The organism is Pelomonas sp. V22, assembly GCF_030014915.1.
Lineage (GTDB): Bacteria > Pseudomonadota > Gammaproteobacteria > Burkholderiales > Burkholderiaceae_C > JAUASW01.
The window spans coordinates 1,483,288-1,501,814 of the sequence record NZ_JAGIXS010000001.1 but is presented as its reverse complement, the minus strand read 5'-3'; the positions used below and the strand labels follow the sequence as shown (position 1 = coordinate 1,501,814).

The 18,527-nt window shown below is 68.1% G+C and carries 15 protein-coding genes; all 15 read right to left on the bottom strand.

Annotated features, from left to right (window positions below):
• Positions 1–62 precede the first annotated feature (62 nt).
• A complete protein-coding gene (locus J7U46_RS06755; RefSeq protein WP_282824055.1) occupies positions 63–2,519 on the bottom strand; it encodes a CehA/McbA family metallohydrolase in 2,457 nt (818 codons plus the stop codon).
• A 95-nt stretch (positions 2,520–2,614) separates the two neighbouring features.
• Positions 2,615–3,319, bottom strand: a complete 705-nt coding sequence (locus J7U46_RS06750; protein WP_282824054.1) for a PEP-CTERM sorting domain-containing protein — start codon at positions 3,317–3,319, stop codon at positions 2,615–2,617.
• A gap of 346 nt (positions 3,320–3,665) precedes the next feature.
• Positions 3,666–7,019, bottom strand: coding sequence for a S41 family peptidase (locus J7U46_RS06745; protein ID WP_282824053.1), 3,354 nt, complete (start codon positions 7,017–7,019; stop codon positions 3,666–3,668).
• A gap of 52 nt (positions 7,020–7,071) precedes the next feature.
• A complete protein-coding gene (locus tag J7U46_RS06740) occupies positions 7,072–7,971 on the bottom strand; it encodes a 5'-nucleotidase (protein WP_282824052.1) in 900 nt (299 codons plus the stop codon).
• A 19-nt stretch (positions 7,972–7,990) separates the two neighbouring features.
• The gene (gspF, locus tag J7U46_RS06735) at positions 7,991–9,208 is read right to left on the bottom strand and encodes a type II secretion system inner membrane protein GspF (protein ID WP_282824051.1); all 1,218 of its coding nucleotides are present in this window, start codon (positions 9,206–9,208) and stop codon (positions 7,991–7,993) included.
• Between the two features lie 3 nt (positions 9,209–9,211).
• On the bottom strand, positions 9,212–10,633 hold the full coding sequence (gene gspE / locus J7U46_RS06730) for a type II secretion system ATPase GspE (RefSeq protein ID WP_282824050.1): 1,422 nt from the start codon (positions 10,631–10,633) through the stop codon (positions 9,212–9,214).
• Between the two features lie 4 nt (positions 10,634–10,637).
• Positions 10,638–12,860 (bottom strand): type II secretion system secretin GspD, encoded by a 2,223-nt coding sequence (gene gspD, locus J7U46_RS06725; protein WP_282824048.1) that lies wholly within the window; start codon positions 12,858–12,860, stop codon positions 10,638–10,640.
• A 2-nt stretch (positions 12,861–12,862) separates the two neighbouring features.
• Entirely contained in the window at positions 12,863–13,687 is an 825-nt protein-coding gene (gspN, locus tag J7U46_RS06720; protein WP_282824046.1) for a type II secretion system protein N, read from the bottom strand.
• Positions 13,684–14,217 carry a type II secretion system protein GspM gene (gspM, locus tag J7U46_RS06715; protein WP_282824044.1) on the bottom strand — a complete coding sequence of 178 codons (534 nt, stop codon included), beginning with the start codon at positions 14,215–14,217 and terminating at the stop codon, positions 13,684–13,686. Before gspM ends, gspN begins: the two co-directional genes overlap by 4 nt.
• The gene (gene gspL, locus J7U46_RS06710; protein WP_282824042.1) at positions 14,214–15,479 is read right to left on the bottom strand and encodes a type II secretion system protein GspL; all 1,266 of its coding nucleotides are present in this window, start codon (positions 15,477–15,479) and stop codon (positions 14,214–14,216) included. Before gspL ends, gspM begins: the two co-directional genes overlap by 4 nt.
• A gap of 56 nt (positions 15,480–15,535) precedes the next feature.
• A complete protein-coding gene (gene gspK / locus J7U46_RS06705; protein ID WP_282824041.1) occupies positions 15,536–16,495 on the bottom strand; it encodes a type II secretion system minor pseudopilin GspK in 960 nt (319 codons plus the stop codon).
• Complete coding sequence (locus tag J7U46_RS06700; protein WP_282824039.1) at positions 16,492–17,169, bottom strand: prepilin-type N-terminal cleavage/methylation domain-containing protein; 678 nt, start codon at positions 17,167–17,169, stop codon at positions 16,492–16,494. The genes gspK and J7U46_RS06700 overlap by 4 nt, the downstream gene beginning before the upstream one ends.
• Complete coding sequence (gene gspI, locus J7U46_RS06695; RefSeq protein WP_282824037.1) at positions 17,169–17,558, bottom strand: type II secretion system minor pseudopilin GspI; 390 nt, start codon at positions 17,556–17,558, stop codon at positions 17,169–17,171. The genes J7U46_RS06700 and gspI overlap by 1 nt, the downstream gene beginning before the upstream one ends.
• Entirely contained in the window at positions 17,558–17,998 is a 441-nt protein-coding gene (locus J7U46_RS06690) for a prepilin-type N-terminal cleavage/methylation domain-containing protein (RefSeq protein WP_282824036.1), read from the bottom strand. The genes gspI and J7U46_RS06690 overlap by 1 nt, the downstream gene beginning before the upstream one ends.
• A 31-nt stretch (positions 17,999–18,029) precedes the next feature.
• A complete protein-coding gene (gene gspG, locus J7U46_RS06685; protein ID WP_282824035.1) occupies positions 18,030–18,491 on the bottom strand; it encodes a type II secretion system major pseudopilin GspG in 462 nt (153 codons plus the stop codon).
• Positions 18,492–18,527: the final 36 nt, after the last annotated feature.

The window sequence follows — 18,527 nt, the reverse complement described above, 5'->3', positions numbered from 1 at the left end:
ACGCAACAACAAAAAGGGCCCGGCCCCTTGCGGGAGCCGGGCCTTCTCATTGCTGAGTTGGCTCAGGGGTAGCTGACCGTCAGCGTGTAGGCCTTGGTGGCACTCGATCCGCTGTAGGACTGCACCTTGATGTAGACCGTGCGGGCGGCCGTGCCATTGGTGTAGGTCATGGACTCGCTGGAAGTGGCGGTTTCCGAGCGTGCCAGGCCGGCGCCGGTGCTGGTCACCAGGTAGAGGTCGTAGTCGATGCCCGCCGGGCCAACCATGTCGACACGCAGGCGCTGGTTGGGTGCTAGGTTGACGCTGAAGTAGTCCTTGTCCGAGGCGGACGAAACAAAGCCGGTGATGGTGGTGCGGTTGCCAACGGCGTTGGCGGTCGTCACCGTGTTGTTGGTCTCGGTCTCCGTCATGCCGGCGCTGACGTTGCTGACGTCAAAGCTCAGTGGCGCCGAGGCGGTGCTGTTTCCGGCGGCGTCGAAGGCCTTGGCCACCAGGCTGTGCGTGCCGTTGGCCAGCAGCGCGGAGTCGATGTCCAGCTGGTAGGGAGCGCTGGTCAGCGTGGCCTTCAGGCCACCATCCAGCCACAACTCGACCTTGGCAACGCCGACATTGTCGGAGGCCGTGGCGCCGATGCTGATCATGCCGGTGCTGCCGGTGACACTGGCGTTGACCGTCGGCGGCGTGGTGTCAGCACCGCTCACGGTCTGGTTGACCCACAGCGGAGCGGACCACAGCACCTTGCCATCGTCCTGCGTGAGCTTGGCGTAATAGAAGTGCTGACCCAGGCTGGGCGTGATCGACAGGGCCGGGCTGTTGCTCAGCACGGTCACCGTGCCATTGCGGCCTGGCACGCCTTCGTAGATCTCGGTCAGCGCGACCGTGCGGCCATTCGAGTTGGCGAAGCCGACATTCAGGTTCAGCGCGCCGGTGTTGTCGAAGCGCTCGCCCATGATGTGGCCATTGGCGCTCAGCACCACCTGCGAGAACTTGTCCATCGTGGCGAAAACGCGGCGTGCGCGCAGGGCCTCGACCATGCTGGCCTTGCTCAGCGCCGTGCCGTTGGGGATCAAGACGGCCGTGCGGTTGGTGTAGGAGGCTCCCCAGTTGGCGCAGTGGTTGTCCTGATTGGTCGCGGGGGCCACGTGGAAGCCGCGCTCCAGCAACTTCTTGTAGGTGGGTTCGTAGCTGCTGCGCGAGGTCTCGGTTTCGGTCGTGTTGTTCGAGAAGGCCGAGGTGTTCATGATCTCGGCCATCACCATCACTTCGTCACCGTCTGCCGTGTAGCCGAGGTCTTGGCCGTTGGCGAGGAACTGGCCGGTGCTGTCCGGATGGTTGAACTGCCCGACCAGTCCCAGCGAGCGCATCGTCGTGTACAGCGCGGCGTAGTCCGTCTTGGAGGTGTAGCGGTCGCCGAACAGCTCGCCCGCGCTGTTGTACTCCCACGAGAACAGCTCGTTGCTGTTGAAGATGTTCAGGTGCCCACCGTTGTTGATGACGCCCCATTCCATGCCGTACAGCGCCAGGAAACTGGGGTTGGCGGCCGAGTAGTTGCTGGCGATCGTCAGGCCAGCTTGGTAGCGGGCCCGCGCTGCGGTGGCGCTGCCAGCCGTGTTGGTGCTGGAGGAGCCGTCGAAGTAATGGTTGTGATCGGTGTTGGCCAGGAAGTCCAGACCGGCATTCTTGGCATAGGGGAACGCCGCGTCAGGGCCGTACTGACCACTTTGCGCAGCTTGCGAAGAACTGCAGGTGGCGATGGCGCCGCCGCCGTCCGAGTCGTTGGTCTGGCCGTGGAAGGTGCCGTAGTAGATCGTGTAGGGCCAACCGCCACTGGTGGCGGCGGCCGAGGCGCGGCGCTTTTCGGCGTCGGTGGCGCTGCCCAGGGGCAGTGCCTTGAACGTGGGCATGGCCACGCGCGGCGCCTTGCCCAGAGACAGGGGCCAGCTTTGCGTGATGGGCGCGTGTTCGGCGCCGGACGCGTTACGCAAGGCTTCAAACTGGGCGGCCGCGCTGCCTGCCTTGGGTGCTTGGTCCGCGTCCGCGCTCAGCGCCGTCATGCGGACTGTGTAGATGCCGTCGGCCAGCTTGGCCTGCTCGCCGCTGCGACCAGCCCAGGTCAGGCGCACGGCCTGCGACTTGCCGGTGTAGCTCTCCACGCCGTCCCATTGCTGGACCAACTGGCCGTCGGCGCCCAGCAGCTCGACCCGGTAGGCCAGCAATTGGCCCACGGGCGCACCGGGGTAGTCCATCAGCACGGACAGGACGCGAGCGCCCTTGCTGTCGCTGCTGATGAAAGGCACGTCCAGCGCGGCCTCGAATTCGTAGTGGTCGGGGTACTTGGTGCTGGGGTGGGCGGACTGCGCGGTGGCGCGCGTCTCGCCGGCCGTGCTGGCCTGGGCTTGCGACTTGGCGGTTTCACCGCCGCCGCAGGCCGAGAGCGCCAGGGTCAGCGCGGTGACGCTGGCCAGACGCAGCCCATGGGCTGTCATGAAGATGCTGAGGGGAGAAGATGTTGTGCTCACGTTTGCTCGCTTTGCGTGCGCCGAAGGCGCATTGATGCGACGCATCCGCTCGGATGCGACACGGTTCACTCGATGAAAGTTGGGTGGGCGGCGGCTCAGTTCGAGCGGCGGCGGCGCGACACCACGCCGATGCCTCCGAGGCCGGCCATCAGAAGGGCCAGGCTGCCGGGTTCGGGCACGTCGATGATCACTTCAGGGATCTCGGTGCCGGACAGGGTGACCATGTCGTAGCGGATCGTGCCGCCCGAGCCGTAGGTGCCGCTGGTGCCCACATAGTTGCTGGTCCCGGGCGCGAACATGGCCACCAACTGGATGCCGAAGAACGGGTTGTTGTCCGCGCCGTCGATGTCGGCAAAGCTGAAGCCGCGGTTGTTGACGAAGTTCGTGCCGGTCATCTGGAACTGCTGGGCCTTGGTCCAGGTTTCGCCGTCGTCCAAGGTGTAGAGCAGGGCGGTCCATGCCGAGGCCGTGCCGCTGTTGCGCTGATCGAAACTGAAGATCAGGTCTTGGTAGCCGCTGGTGTCGATCATGAACTGCACGCCGCGGGTCATGTTGCCGGTCGTTGCGGTGCCATAGGTCAAGGTGTTCAGCGCGTTGTTGGGCGAGCCCTTGTCGGTCGAACCGGAGCCCGTGACGAAGGCGGTGCTGATGTTCCCCAGCGTGGCGAACGAAGCGCCGTTCATGCTGAACGTGTGCTTGGTGCTGCTGTTGTTGAAGTCCCATTGCGCAATCGGGGTGGCGAAGGCGCTGGAGGCGGCCAGAGCCGAGGCGATGAGGAAAAGGGCAGGCTTGAACTGCATGGTGTTGATCCAAAACTGAGGTCAAACGAACCGCAAACGTTTGCTAACGCAATCGTTAAAACGTCAGCGGGCAAGTCCTCGTCGCGCGGTCCGTGCTCGATCAAGGACGGGTGCAGCGTAGGCCTTGTTTGTGACAACTTTGCACGGGGAAGCCCGAGGATGCGTTGGTGTTTTGCATCGGCCCCCACTGGCTTGAGGGGGTTGACGGATTGACGGCCGCCAACGTTTGCCATTCGGCTGCCATCAATAGCTCATTTCGCCGTCCCGGCGCGGTGCGCGATGCACCTGGAATGGCAACAGGCCCTGCCCCAGGGTGGGGCAGGGCCTGTGCTTCAGAGGCCGAGGGTCAGGGCTTGACCGGGCGCGGGTAGGCGCCCGGCTTGGGCGTCAGCAGTGGCTTGTCGATCATGGCCTTCTTCAGCTGGGCGATGGCGGCTTCGAGCTGGGCGTCGCGCCCCTGGAAGCTGGCGCGCGGCAGGTTGTCCACCTCGATGTCGGGCTTCACGCCCACGCCTTCGATGATGAAGCGGCCTTCCGCTGTCATCTGGCCGGTCTCGGCGGCACGCATGATGCCGTTGTCCACCAGGCGGTTGCCGTCCGACAGCCAGACGCCGGCGCCCGAGGTCTGCTTGCCGATCACCGGGCCGAGGCCCAGGCGCTTGAAACCTTCGGCAAAGGTCTCGCCATCCGAGTAGGTGTCTTCGTTGACCAGCACCGTCACATGGCCTCGGAACACATGCTGCATGTTCGGGTAGACGGCCGCACCCTCGGGTGCGCGCGGCTGCCAGAAGGCCCAGGCACGGCGCAGCAGCTTCTCGAGGATCCAGCTGTCGATGTTGCCGCCGTTGTTGTAGCGGACGTCGATGATCAGCCCCTCGCGGTCGCTGTAGGCATAGAACTCGCGCGCGAAGTCGGCGATGTCGTCGGGCCCCATGGCGCGCAGGTGCAGGTAGCCGATGCGGCCCTGGCTGGCCTGCGCCACGGCGCGGGCATTGCCATAGCGCCAGTCGTTGTAGCGCAGCGCGGCGTCACGGCGCAGGGCCACCGGCGTGACGATGCGCTGCACCGTCTTGCCGTCGGCCGCCGTTTTCACGTCGATCAGCACCTGCTTGCCGGCCTGGCCGCGCAGCAGCTCGGCGATGTGCGGCGCTTCAAGCGACTTGCGGTTGTTGACTGCCGTGATCACGTCACCAGCCTTCAGGCCGAGGCCCGGCGCGCCCAGGGGGCCGGCCTCGCTCGGCAGCTCGGGGTCGCTCAGGTAGATCTGCTCGATCTTCCAGCCCTCGGCCACCTTGGACAGCCGTGCGCCCAGCCCTGCAAGGCCAGGCTCGTCCGGCGTGGCGCGCAGATCGCCGGCATTCACCTGGCTGTGCAGGGCACCGAGCTCGCTGACCATCTGGGCCATCAGCTCAGCCAGTTCGGCACGGTCGGTGACGCGGTCCACCAGCGGCTCGTACTTGGCGCGCACGGCCTTCCAGTCCACGCCGTGCATGGCCTTGTCGTAGAAGTGCTCGCGGTGCATCAGCCAGGCGTCTGCAAACATCTGCTTCCACTCGGCCTTGGGGTTGGTGGCGATCTGCCAGTCGCTCCAGCGCACCTGGAACTTGCCCATCTCGCCGGGCAGCTTGGCGCCGGCGTCGATGATGTGGATGTCGGGCGCCGACATGGGGCCGCTGCCACGCACCAGCATCAGCTTCTTGCCGTCGCCGCTGAGCTCGTAGCCGCGCACTTCGCTGGCCAGGGTCTCGAGGCTGCCGCCCTGGTTGTCGATGGCCAGGCTCTTCAACTGGTTGCGGCGCTCACCGTCGCCGTCCAGCATCCACAGGCGCTTGCCGTCGGTGCGCAGGGCCGCGTAATTGCCGCTGCCCACCGGCAGCTCGTACAGGCGCTCAGCCAGGCCGTCGAACTGGATGGCCGGCTTGCTGTCAGCCTTGGGCTTGGCGTCGGTCTTGCCATCAGCCTTGGCATCTGGCTTGTTCTCAGCCTTCGCCTCGGCCTTGACATCTGGCTTCGCATCTGCCTTCACCTCGGCCGCCTCCAGCTCATCCTTGGCCGCGAAGGGGAAGCGCGTGCCGGCCTGCAGCGCCAGCGCGTAGAGCTTGGCACGGCGGTCGAAATTGGGGCCCGTGTTGCGATCACCCCAGGGGCTGCCGTTGCCGCTGATGGCGATCTGGCGGTTGGAGACGAAATAGAGCCAGCGGCCGTCCGGGCTGAAGGCCGGCGAATCGCTGTCGTAGCGGTCGCTGGTCAGCAGGTGCAGCTTGTCGTCGGCCACGCTGTAGAGCATCAGCTGGCCGCGGTCCACGTTGCGCTGCGCCTGGATGAAGGCGAGGCTGCGGCTGTCGCTGGCCCAGGCCACTTCGCCGATGCTGGACTCGAGCTTGGACTTGACGATGACCCGCGTGGCCGGCTTGGGCTGGGCCTTCAGGTCGGTCAGGAAAAGGCGGCCTTCCTTGTCCACATGCGAGAGGTAGCGGCCGTCCGGCGAGACCTTGAGGTCGCGGCGCAGCGTGCTGCCGTCGTGGGTGATCTGCTCGGGCTTGCCGAGGCCATTGGTGGCAAAGCGCCAGATCTCGTGTTCGCCGCTGAAATCGCAGATCGCGTAGACCTGCTTGCTGTCGGCGCTGAACTCGCCCTTCTTGCAGCGGCCGTCGTTCGGCGTCGGCAACTCGGCACGGCGCAGTGCGCCCACGCCCTGCGTGGCCAGGTGGCCCCGGCTGGCCAGCAGCACGCGCTCGCCATTGGGCGAGAGCGAGGTGTCGGTGAGGAAGTCCTGCGGCTTCTTGATCCAGCGCTCGCGCTGCTGGTCGAAGTCGCCGCCGAGGCTCACCGAGAGCTTGCGTGCTTCCGCACCGCCAGCGAGATCGAGCAGGTAGAGATCGGCGCCGAGCGCGTAAAGCACGCGGCTGCCGTCGATGGACGCATGGCGGATGTCCCAGCCCTTGTGGCGGCTGTGCTGGCGCAGGTCCTGGCCTTGCGCGTTGATCGACCAGACATTGACCGTGCCATCGCGGTCCGACAGGAAGGCGACGCGCTCTTCATTGCCCGCGCGGTAGGGCATGGCGCGGCGGTCGTTGTTGCCCTCGGCCAGCAGGGGCTTGGCTTCGGCCGTGCCGGTGAGATCGAGCGTCCACAGGCGCGAGATCGCGCCACCGCGGTACTGGCGCGCGTTGTCGCTGCGCAGGCCGGCGCGCGTGAAGTAGAGCGTCTTGCCGTCGGCGCTGAGCGCCGCATCGCTGGCCTGGCCCACTGGCAGCTGGCGACGCGTGAGCGTCTTCGGATCGACGGCAAACAGCTGGCTGCCCGGCTTGCCATCAACGCCGGTGTAGAGCACCTCGCCCTGGGCCGTGAAGCCCCAGACCCGCATGCCGCCACCTTCCCAGGTCAGGCGCTTGGGCACGCCGCCCGACACCGGCATCACATAGACCTCGCTGCCCCCTTCGTACTGCGCGGTGAAGGCCAGCCACTGGCCATCGGGCGACACGGCGGGCTGGGTCTCGCTGCCCGGGTGCGTGGTCAGGCGCTGGGCTTCGCCGCCCTGGGCCGACACCCGCCACAGATCGCTTTCGGCGACCAGGTAGACGTTGTCGCCGCGCAGCGCGGGCTGGCGGTAGAAACCGTTCTGGCCGGCTTGGGCCGTCATGGCTACAAGGGCTGCGGCCAGAGCCAGCGGGGCGCGCTTCAGGATCGGATGGGACATGGGTCTCCTCGGCTGATTTTTGCAGCCGGCGATTGTGGCCCAGTCCCGCGCTTCAGCGGTTGGTCACGCCCGCGGCCACATGGCCGGCCGGCACATGGGCGCTGGCGCTCTCTATGTGGCCGGCCTGGTCGTCGAAGAAGAAGTCGGGCTCGAACTCACGCAGAAACTCGCCCTTGGCCAGGCCGCCGAGGAACATGGCCTCGTCCACCTCGACCTGCCAGTCCATCAGCGTGCGCAGGGCGCGCTCGTGGGCCGGCGCGCTGCGCGCGGTGACCAGCGCTGTGCGCACGCGCATCGCGCCAGCCGGCGCCTGCTGCAGCCGCTGCAAGGCCTGCAGCATGGGCTTGAACGGCCCAGCGCCCAGCGGCTGCTGCGCGCGCGAAACCTCGTGCTGCTGGAAGGCGGCGAGGCCCTCACGCTGAAAGACCTGCTCGGCCTCGTCGGAGAACAGCACGGCGTCACCGTCGAAGGCGATGCGAAGCTCGTGCGGATGGGCGGCCGAGGCATGGGCCGATTGCGGGAACACCCGCGCCGCCGGCACGCCGGCCGCCAGGGCCGAGCGCACATCCTCCTCGTTGGCCGAGAGAAAGAGCTGGGCCTGCAGCGGCTTCAGGTAGCGCCATGGGCTCTGGCCTCGCGTGAACACGCCGCGCTGGATGTCGAGCCCGAGGGCCTTGGCCGAGCGGAACACGCGCATGCCCGAGACCGGGTCATTGCGCGACAGCATCACCACCTCGACCCGTTGAGCCTCGCCCGGCTGGTTGAAGGCGAGCAGCTTGCGCGCCAGCGAGAAGGCCACGCCGGGCTTGGCCGGCTCGTCCAGGCGCTGCTGCTGCAGGGCCATGTAGGCATGGTCGTCGCCGGCCTCGAAGACCTGGTTCTCCTCCTCGAAATCGAAGAGGGCGCGGGAGGAGAGGGCAACGACCAGTTGGCCGTCGAGCGTGGCGGGCATGGCTGGATGATAGGTTTCTTCAGCGCCCCGCCATCGAGTTCATCTCGATGATGGGCAGCAGCACGGCCAGCACGATCAGCATCACCACAGCGCCCATGCCGACGATGAGCAGCGGCTCCAGCAGCGTGGCCATGGCCATCGCACGGCGCTGCACCTCAATGCCAAGCTGGCGCGCGGCGCGGTCCAGCATCTGGGGCAGGGCGCCGGTCTGTTCGCCGAGCCGCGCAAACATGGCCAGCAGGCCGGGGAAGCGCTTCTTGCTCGCCATCGCAGCGCCCAGCGGCGCGCCTTCGCGCACCTGCACCAGGGCCTCCATTGCATCGCGGCGCATCGCGGCGTTGGACAGCGTCTCGGCCGCCGCCTGCAAGGCCTTCAGGATGGGCACGCCGGCGCCGGCCAGCATGGCCAGTGTGCCGGCAAAGCGCGCCGCGTTGTAGCCGCGGGCCAGGCGCCCGATCAGGGGCAGGCGCAGAAGCAGCGCATCGAAGCGTTCGCGGAACGCGGCCTGGCGCAGGGCAAGCACCAGGGCCGTTAGGCCCAGTACCAGCAGGATCAGCACCAGCCAGCCCCAGCTGCGCACAAAGGCCGAGATGTTGAGCATCACCGTGGTCAGCAGCGGCAGGCTGCGCTTGCTCTGAACGAACACGCCGGCCACTTGCGGCACCACATAGGTGACCAGGAAGGTGATGATGACCAGGGCGAAGAAGCTGACGATGGCCGGGTAGGCGATGGCACCCATCAGCTTGGAGCGCAGCTCCTGGCGTTGCTCCAGGTCGTCGGCCAGGCGCTCCAGCACCGGGCCCAAGGCGCCGCTCTGCTCGCCGGCGGCGACCACGGCGCGGTAGACGTCGTTGAACTCGCGCGGCGCGGTGGCCAGCGCGCGGGCAAAGCTGGAGCCGGCATTGACCTCGGCCTTCAGCTGCGCGAGCAGCTCGGCCTGGCGCTGGTCTTCGCTTTCATCGGCCAGGGCCGTGAGCGCGCGCTCGATGGGCAGGCCGGAGGAAACCAGGCCGGCCAGTTGGCGCGTCCAGACCGCCAGGCTGGTGGCATTGAAAACACGACGCTGCCAGCGGCTGCCGCCGTTTTCGCCGCTGCTTTGTTGCACGGCCAGCACTTGCAGGGGTACCAGGCCCTGGGCGCGCAACTGGGCACGCGCGGCACGCGGCGTGTCGGCCTCGATCAGGCCGCTCGCGTTGCGGCCTTTGTCGTCCAGGGCTTCGTACTTGAATGCGGGCATGGGCTAGTCGCGCGTCACGCGCAGCACTTCTTCCAGCGAGGTCGTGCCGTCTGTCACCAGGCGCTCACCGTCCTCGCGCATCGAACGCAGGCCGGCGCTGCGGGCGGCGGCGGTCAGCTCGCTCTCGGCCGCGCGGTTGTGGATTAGCGACTGCACCTGCGCATCCGCCACCATCAGCTCGTAGACGCCGGTGCGGCCCTTGTAGCCGGTCATGCTGCAGGCGGTGCAGCCGACCGGATGCCAGCGGCCCTCGCCATCCTGGCGGCGGCAGGCCGGGCACAGCTTGCGCACCAGGCGCTGGGCCAGCACACCCAGCAGGCTGGAGCTGAGCAGGAAGGGCTCGACGCCCATGTCGGTCAAGCGCGTGACGGCGCTGGGTGCGTCATTCGTGTGCAAGGTGGCCAGCACCAGGTGGCCGGTCAGCGAGGCCTGGATGGCAATCTGCGCGGTCTCGAAATCGCGGATTTCGCCAATCATGATCACGTCCGGGTCCTGGCGCAGGATGGCGCGCAGCGCCTTCGCAAACGTCAGGTCGATCTTGCTGTTGACTTGCGTCTGGCCGATGCCGGGCAGCTCGTACTCGATCGGGTCTTCGACCGTCAGCACATTGGTCGTGCCCGTGTCCACGGTCTGCAGCGCAGCGTAGAGCGTGGTGGTCTTGCCGCTGCCAGTCGGGCCGGTGACGAGCACGATGCCATGCGGCTGCTGGCACAGGCGCTTGAACTCGGACAGCACATGGCCGTCCATGCCGAGGCCTTCCAGCGAGAACTTGGATTCGCTCTTGTCCAGCAAGCGCAGCACGGCGCGCTCGCCATGGGCCGAGGGCAGGGTCGAAACACGCACATCAATGGCGCGGCCGCCGATGCGCAGCGAGATGCGGCCGTCCTGCGGCAGGCGTTTCTCGGCGATGTCCAGCTCGGCCATGATCTTCAGGCGCGAGATCAGCGCCGCATGCAGGCCGCGGTTCGGTTGCACCACTTCGCGCAGGCTGCCGTCCACGCGGAAGCGCACGGCCGACGCGCGCTCATAGGGCTCGATGTGGATGTCGCTGGCGCCGTCTTTGGCGGCCTGCGTCAAGAGCGCATTGAGCATGCGGATGATGGGCGCGTCGTTGGCGGCCTCCAGCAGGTCTTCCACCGCCGGCAGGTCTTGCATCATGCGAGAGAGGTCGACAGCACTTTCAACCTCGCCGACGACGGTCGCCGCGCTGGACTCGCTGCCCGCATAGGCGCTGCTGATGCGCTCGGCGAGCTCGGCGGCGGGCTGCTGCTCGAAGCGGTCCACGGCATAGAGGCGCTGCACTTCTGACAGCGTGGACAGCGCCACCTCGGGCGGCGTCCACAGCACCAGCTCGCCGTCTATGTCCTCCAGCAGCACGGTCTTGGCCCGTGCGTAGGCATAGGGCAGGGGATGTCGGCCGGCCATGGCGTCAGTTGCCCTTGGCCGGCGGTGCCGAGGCGGCCGATGCCGCAGCGGCGGGCGCGGCCGGCGGCGTGCCCGGCAGCAGCGGCGCACCGGTGTCGGGCAGCAGCGCCTTGCTCTCGGGCTGGGCCTTTTGCTGCAGCGCGCGGATGGCGTCGTAGCGGTCCAGCGTCAGCTGGTCGGCAGCCTGCTGGTTGCGCATCACCACCGGGCGCAGGAAGACCATCAGATTGGTCTTCACCCTCTTGCGGCTCTCGCTCTTGAACAGGTTGCCGATCAGCGGAATCTTGGCCAGGCCGGGCACCTCGTCGGCCCCGTCGGTGTACTCGTCCTTCAAGAGGCCGCCGAGCACGATGATCTGGCCATCGTCCACGACCACGGTGGTTTCGATCGCGCTCTTGTCGGTGGTCGGGCCGGCACTGGTGGTGGCGCCCGGCACCACGGACGAGTTCTCCTGGAACACGGTCATGCGCACCGTGCCGCCTTCGCCGATCTGGCTGCGTATCTTGAGCGTCAGGCCCACGTCCTTGCGCTCGATGGTCTGGAAGGGGTTGACCGTGCCGGTGCCCGTGCCCGTGTTGGTGAAGCTGCCGGTGGTGAAGGGCACGTTCTGGCCGATCACGATCTTGGCCTCCTCGTTGTCCAGCGCCACGAGGTTGGGCGTGGAGAGGATGTTGGCGCCGGTCTGCGACTCCAGGAAATTGGCGATGGCGCCCAGCGTGTAGAAGTTGCCGACCTGCTTGAGCAGGCCGATGTTGAAGCCCTGCGGCACGGTGCCGGCCGTGAGCGCTGCGGCGGCGCCGGTCCGGCCCGAAGCCGTGGCGCCGGACAGGTTGAGGATGTTGCTGTAGCCGCCGCCGAAATTCGTGCCGGCACCCGAGAGGGTCGAGTCGCCCTTGCTGCCGAACAGGTTCTGCCACTGCACGCCGAACTGCGCGGCCTTGCTGGCATCGACCTTGACGACCATGGATTCCACATAGACCTGGGCGCGGCGCGTGTCGAGCTGGTCGATGACGGCGCGGATCTGGCGGTACATCGGCTCGGCGGCCGTGATGATCAGCGAATTGGTCGAGGGGTCGGCCTGCACGAAGCCGCCGGTCGAGGGCTGCGGCGAGGCGGCCAGCGGCGTGTTGGCCGCGCCGGAGGTAGCGCCCGTGGCACTGGTCGTTTGCCCGGCGAGGCTGGTCGTCGAGGTGCCGCTGAAGGGCTGGGTGTTCTGGCTGCTGCCGCTGTTGCTGCCCGTGTTGCTGCTGCCCTGGCCCGAGAAGGCGGCGCGCAGCACCGTGGCCAGCTTGGTGGCGTCGGCGTTCTTCAGGTAGACCACATGGATGTTGCCGGTGGCGCTGGCGTCGCCCGGCTGGTCCAGCTTCTCGATCATGGCCCGGGCGGCCATCAGGCGTGCCGCGCTGCTGGCGCGCAGTATCAGCGAGTTGCTGCGTGGGTCGGCCAGCACGCTGAGCGATGAACCGCCTGCCGCGTTCGGCACGGCCGCGCCGCCCGCAGCGCCGCCTTCACCCAGCTTCTGCACGAGGCCCGCCACGTCGGAGGCGATCGCATGCTTGAGCGGCACGACCTCGATGTCGGTGCTGTTGCTGGTGTCCATGGCCGCGATGATCTTGGCCAGTCGCTGCAGGTTCTCGGCGTAATCGGTGATCACCAGGCTGTTGTTGCCCGGGCTCACATTGATCATGTTGTTCGGGCTGATCAGGGGGCGCAGTGCGGCCAGCAGGTTGTTGGCGTTCTCGTGCTGCAGCTTGAAGATCTGCGTGATGATCTGGTCGCCTCGCACGCGAGTCTCGCCCACGGTGACCGTGCCCGTCTGCAGCTTGGCGTCCTGCTCGGGCACCAGCTTGTAGAGGCCACCGCTCTCCACCACCGTGAAGCCGAGGCCGCGCAGGGCGGCCAGGTAGTTCAGGTAGGCGTCGCCCACCGGCAGCGGCTGTTCGCTATAGACGGTGATCGTGCCCTTGACGCGCGGATCGATGATGAACTGGCGGCCCATCATCACGCCGATGGCACGGGTCACCGCCTCGATGTCGGCATTGACGAAGTTCAGCGTCACCGGCGTCGCGGCCTTGACGGCGGCACCCTTCTTGGGCGCGGCCGCTGGTTTGGCCGGCACCGGTGCTGGCCCATTGAGGTTCTGGACCAGCGGCTGGGCCAGGGTCGGTGCGGCGATGGCGGCGGCCAACAGCGTGGGCAGCAGCTTCTGAGTGCTGGTGAGTTTCATGCTCATCCGATCGAAATGACGGAACGCGCGCCTTGGCGACGGCCGATGATGTTCAAGAGATTGTTCAGTGCCGCCTCGCGGCCCGGCGCGGCCGTGGCCTCGCCGAGGAAGCGGGCCTTGCCGCCGCCACCCAGCGTGCCCTGGCCGTTCAGCAGCAGGGCACCGTCCAGCGTGCCCAGCTGCAGGCGCGAGCTGCCTGATTGCTCGCCGCTCAAGCTGAGCCGGTAGCTGCCCAGCGGCGCCAGTGTGGAGATGCGCGAGGAGAGGTTGACCAGGTCGAGGTCCAGCCGGCCCGATTGCAGCCAGCGGCCCTGCACCCTTTCGAGTTTGAAGTCCTGGGCGCTGAGCCGCACATTGCCGTTCAACTGCATGGTGTTCCAGGGCGTGCCAAGACCGCCCAGCCAGGCGGCCGGGAACCGGGCCATCCACTCGCCCGGCGCCTGGCTGGGCAGGCTGATGCTCAGGCGGCTGAAGCCGGGTTGCACCAGCATCTGCAACTCGCCATTGATGCAGCAGCCCTGGCGCGCGCGCAGCGCCAAGCCGAGGCCCTTGAGGCCCAGTGTCCAGTCGATGCGGCCGGGCAGGGCCGTGGCATCGCGGCTGCCGGGGCCGCCGCTCAGCACCAGCACGCCGGAGCCCGACCAGATGCTGCCGCGTGCATCGGTCAGCAGCAGATGGCCTTCGCTGGCATCGGCCACCAGGCCGGCCATCCAGCTGGCCGGTGCGAAGAGCACCAGGGCCAGCAGGCTGCCGACGAGACCGCCGGTCAGGGCCCAGCGGCGCGGCTGGCGCTGGCTCGGCAAGGCGCTTGCCTTGGCCGTCTTCATGGATTCACCCCGCCCAGGGTCAGCACGATGCTGCCGTTGAATCCTTTGGGACCGCGCTGCAGTTGCGCCTCGACGGGACGGGCGCGTGCGGCACTGCGCACCTCGACCAGCCAGGCCTGCAAGGCCTCGGGCGAGATGCCGTTGAGGCTCAAGGTGGCGCGCTCGCCGGTGACGACCAGGCGGGCATTGCTTCCGAGGTGATCGCTCGCCGCTTGCAGTGCGGCACGCGCCTGGGGCGCCGGCACGGGCGCCAGAGCGCGCAGCTCGCGCGCTTCCAGCGCCATGGCCTGCATCTCTTGCAGCTGGGCTTCCAGCTGGGCGCGCTTGGCCGGAGCCTGCTGCAGCGTGCGCAGGGCCGGCGCCAGCAAGAGCAGCCAGACCAGCAGCAGCACCAGCGCGCCCAGGCCAAGCTGGGCGGCCACCCGCTCGCGCGGTGCCATCTGCTGCCACTGCAGGCGGGCCGGCGCGCTGAGGCTTTGCCAGCGCTGGCCGAGGGCCGAGGCGGATTCGTCGTGCAGAGGGCTGCTCATGGGCTCTTGCGCTCGCTTTGCTTGGCACGGCGCAGCGTCATGCGGCCATCACCCTGTTCTAGTTGCCAGCCCTCGCCCTGCAGCTGGCGGCGGAAATTGGCCAGCTGCTCCTCGCTCCAGCCCTGCGAGGAGAGGCTCAGCTTGCCGGTCTCGAAATTCACGGCATCGACGGGCGAGCGATCCGCCGGCCAGGCGGTGGCGGCGGCCGACAGCAGCGACTCCAGATCCTGCGCGCCCGCACGGCCGGCCTGCACGCGCAGGAGTTCCGTTTCGCGCTGCATCTGCAGCGGTGCATCGAGCACCGCGCGCACTTGCGGATGGGTGCTCTTGAGTACGCCTTCGACGGCGGCTCGCAATTGCGCCAGCTCGCGGTTCTGCTGCCAGGACCACAGGTTCAGGCCCAGCAGCTGCACCAGCAGCAGGCCCACCAGGCCATAGCGCACCGGCGCCCATTGCCGGTGCATCAGCTGGCGATAGGCCTGGCGCAGCGCATGCAGGCCGCGTGTGCGCGGCGCCAGCTCGAACTGGCGCAGGTTCCAGCTGCTGTCCAGGGCACGCAAGGCGCGTTCTGCCCGGCTCTGCACCGGCACGGCGGCTTCCAGCCATTGCTCGGCCGCTTGCACTGCATGGGCCTCGGCGCTCCAGCTGGCGTCTGCCTGCTGACCCATGGCGAAGCGCTGGCGACCGAAGCTGCCCGCCAGGCGGACGCTGCTGACGCCCTCGGCATCGGCCCAGTGCAGCAGCAACTGATCGGTCTGGGGCTGAATCTCGAAGAATCCGCGCGCCGGCAGGCCGGGCCAGCTGACGGGGGCGATGCGGTCCACGAACAGCTGGGCCGCATCCAGCGCATTCAAATGCTCGCTGAGCCAGGCGCGCGGGCAGACGGCCACCCAGGCCTCTTCGCCGCCTTGAGCCTCGGCATCAATGGCGAAATGCAGGCTTTCGGGATCGTCCAGCAGCTCTTCTTCCATCAGCCCGGGCAGGGCCATGGGCCAGCGGGCCCGGCCGACCTTGGGCAGCTTGACGCGGTGCCAGGCCAGGTCGTGGTCGGCCGGCAGCAGCACGATCTGGTCGGCGCGCGGCAGCGCCGACGGCGCGGCGCGGCCTTCGGCGCTGACCTGCCGGCCATTGCTGCTCAAGACATAGTCGTACTCGCTGACCGCTTGCTTGCGCGTCCGCGTTTCTGCCGCTGCATCGGGCGTGGCCTGGCCTTGGGCACGCAGACGTTCGCGGGGAGGAAGGAACAGGATCAGGGTCGACATGGGGCGCCCATTCTAGGAGGGGAGATCATGGCCGCGACTCAGGCGATGCCCCGAGCTCATCGGCCTGCCGCCTCGAGCATCAGATTGACCCGCTCGCGGCTTTGCACCAGCATGTCCAGCCCTTGCCGGCGGACCAGGGAGCGCTCTTCCAGCACCCGGTCCTCCAGGCGCAGGCGGCCGGTGACGACGAAGAATTCCGAGTTGACCGAGGCGCGGTCGGCCGACACGGTCACGGCCTCGGGCAATTGGGCCTTGGCGTCTTCCAGCTTGCGCAGCGGCTGCGACTGGCGCACCTGCACGAGGCGCTCGGCGCTGGCCAGGTCCATGCCGTCGAACAGCGCGGCGATCACCTCGCGCGGCGCCGTGTTCAGGTTGACCTTGGTCGGCCGCGGCAGCAGGTCCACGAAGGGGCGCAGCCGCTTGATGGTGTCGGGCGTGAGGCCGAGCCAGCCGAGCTGGTCCAGCGTGCGGGGCTGCAGCGGCGCGGTGGCGCCGTCGGCCTTGGTGGAAAAGGCAATGCGCAACTGCTTGCTCAGCAGCTCGGCTGTGTCTGGCGGGCTGCCGCTCATCTCGCACAGCCGGGCGAGCGTGCGCTGCTCGACCGGCAAGGTCTGCTCGGTGGCGGCGACGATGTTGCGCAGGTTGTAGCGGGCCTGGGCATCGCTCAGCGCGCCTGACAGAAAGGCCTCGGGGCCGTCGTCCGCGTTGCCGCCCTGATCGGCGGCCAGGAAGGTCGACAGGCGCGCCTCGGCCAGCGGAACGGCCCAGACCTCGCCCAGGTGGTCGACCGCCTCGCCCTGCTGGTTGGCGCGGGCGTCTTCCCGCAGGATCAGGCGGGCCCAGTCGAGCGCGCCGTTCAGTATCCAGAGCGCCTGGGCACGGGCGCGCTCGGCCGCCTCGATGTGCAGCGCGCGGTACTGGCGCCAGGCCATCGCGGCTGCCATCGTGGCGATCAGGCTGACGATGATCATCGCGGTCAGCAGGGCCGCGCCGGATTGTTGGCGGTGCTGCTTCATTGGGGTTGCGGTCCGAGCAGCAACTGGCGGGTGACCGGGCCGCCGTAACCGTTGTCCGGTGCGAAGCGCAGCACGATGCGGATGCCGGTAGGCAGCTTCTTGCGCGGCGGTTGCTGACCCTGCTGACCCTGCTGGGGCTGCTGGGGCTGCAGTTGGGCCTTCTCCTCGTCGTCCGACGACTGGGCATTGCTCCAGCCATTTTCACGATAGAAGTACACCAGCCATTCCTGCAGCCCATCCAACGTGCGCAGCGCGCCGGCGCGCTGGCCCAGCGTGCTCAGGCTGCGCTGGTAGGCGTCATAGAGGGCTGTTTGCGTGGTGGTCGGTGCCGAGGCCCAGCGCTGCCACTGGCCATCGGTCAGGCTCCAGACCACCACCTGCAGGCCCTGCTCGGTGCTGCGGGTGAAGCGCAGGCTGGCGCCATCGAAGCCGAGCGCCGGCACCACCTGGCTGTCCTGCAGCTGGGCCAGGTCCTGCTCCCATTGCGCCAGCACGGTCTGCAGCTTGGCCACCTGGTCCAGCTTGGTCTGGCTGATCTCGCGGCTGCGCAGCACGGCGTCGATGCCGCGCCAGGCCATGCCCGCCATCACGGCCATGATGGCCAGGGCCACCAGGACCTCGATCAGCGTGAAACCGGTCACCCGGTTCGCCAAGCCGCTTTGCTTGACCATCATCAGTAGCGTCCCAGGATGGTCGAGAGGCTCAGCAGCGGCGTGTTCTCGGCATTGCGCACCTGGGCCTCGACGCGGCGGAAATTCGGATTCGGCGTGGGCCTCACCACGAGGCGCCCCAGGTAATTGCGGCCGAGTTGCTGGCACTCGAAATCGATGTCGCCCACGCCGGGAAACTGCTTGGACAGGCGCAGCTCGCCCAGCTGGTTCTCGGCGCACCACTGGGCCGAGCTGACCTCGAGCAGGCGCTCGGCATTGCCGGTCAGTGCGGCGGCGGCCTTGGTGCCGGCGGCCAAGGCGATGGCGACGATGGCGAGCGCCACCATCACCTCGATCAGCGTGAAACCGGCCACCCGGTTCGCTAAGCCGCGGTATGCAAAGGCCTTCATCATCAGTTGGCGTCCTCACGCTGCAAGGCGAAGGGCGCGAGGCCATCGGTGATCAAGAGCAGCTGCTGCTGGCCGAGGCGCAAGCGCAGGCGTTGCGGGCCTATGTAAGGCTCGGGGCCGAGCAGCAGCGCGCGCGCCCCAACCACGTCGGCATTCACGGGCTCGCTGAGCCAGCGCGTGGGCAACTGCACCTTGGGCGGCAGGCCCTGGAAGCGGAAAGCGTCGCCCGAGTCGTCGCGCACCGGTACCCAGCTGACCTTGAGCCCGCTTGCACGCGCCTCGGCCCGGCCAGCCTCGAGCAGCGCGGCCAGGCGTTCGGCCTCGCGCTCCAACTGGGCAGCCTGAGGGTCGGGCAGGGCGAGCGTGATGGCTGTGGCCGCAATGGCGATCATGGCTACCACGATCACCAACTCGAGCAGGCTGAAGCCGGAGCACCGGTTCACCAAGCCGCTGCTGCGGCCGCTGCGCTGGCGCTTATTGCCAGGAGCCGATGTCAGCATCGGCACCTTCGCCACCGGCCTGCTTGTCGGCACCGAAACTGAAGACATCGATGTCGCCCTTGATGCCAGGGTTGGCGTACTGGTACGGCGAGCCCCAGGGGTCGTTCGGCAGCTTGTTGATGTAGGGCTTCCAGTTCCCCGGCAGCGGCCCGCTGGCGGGCCTGTTGACCAAGGCGTCAAGGCCCTGCTCGGCTGTCGGGTAGCGGTTGTTGTCCAGCTTGTAGCGGTTCAGGGCTTCCATCAGCGTGCTGATGTCGCCGCGCGCCGCATGGACCTTGGCCTCGGCCAGGCTGTCCAGCACCTTGGGCGTGATCAGGGCGGCCATGACACCGATGATCACCAGCACCACCATGATCTCGATCAGCGTGAAGCCCTGGCTGCGGCGGGTACGGCGGTGGCTGCGGGTACTGCTGCGTAGGGACGGGGAGCTGTGCATGGCGGAATGGGCCGGAGACTGTGGAGCGCTGGATCA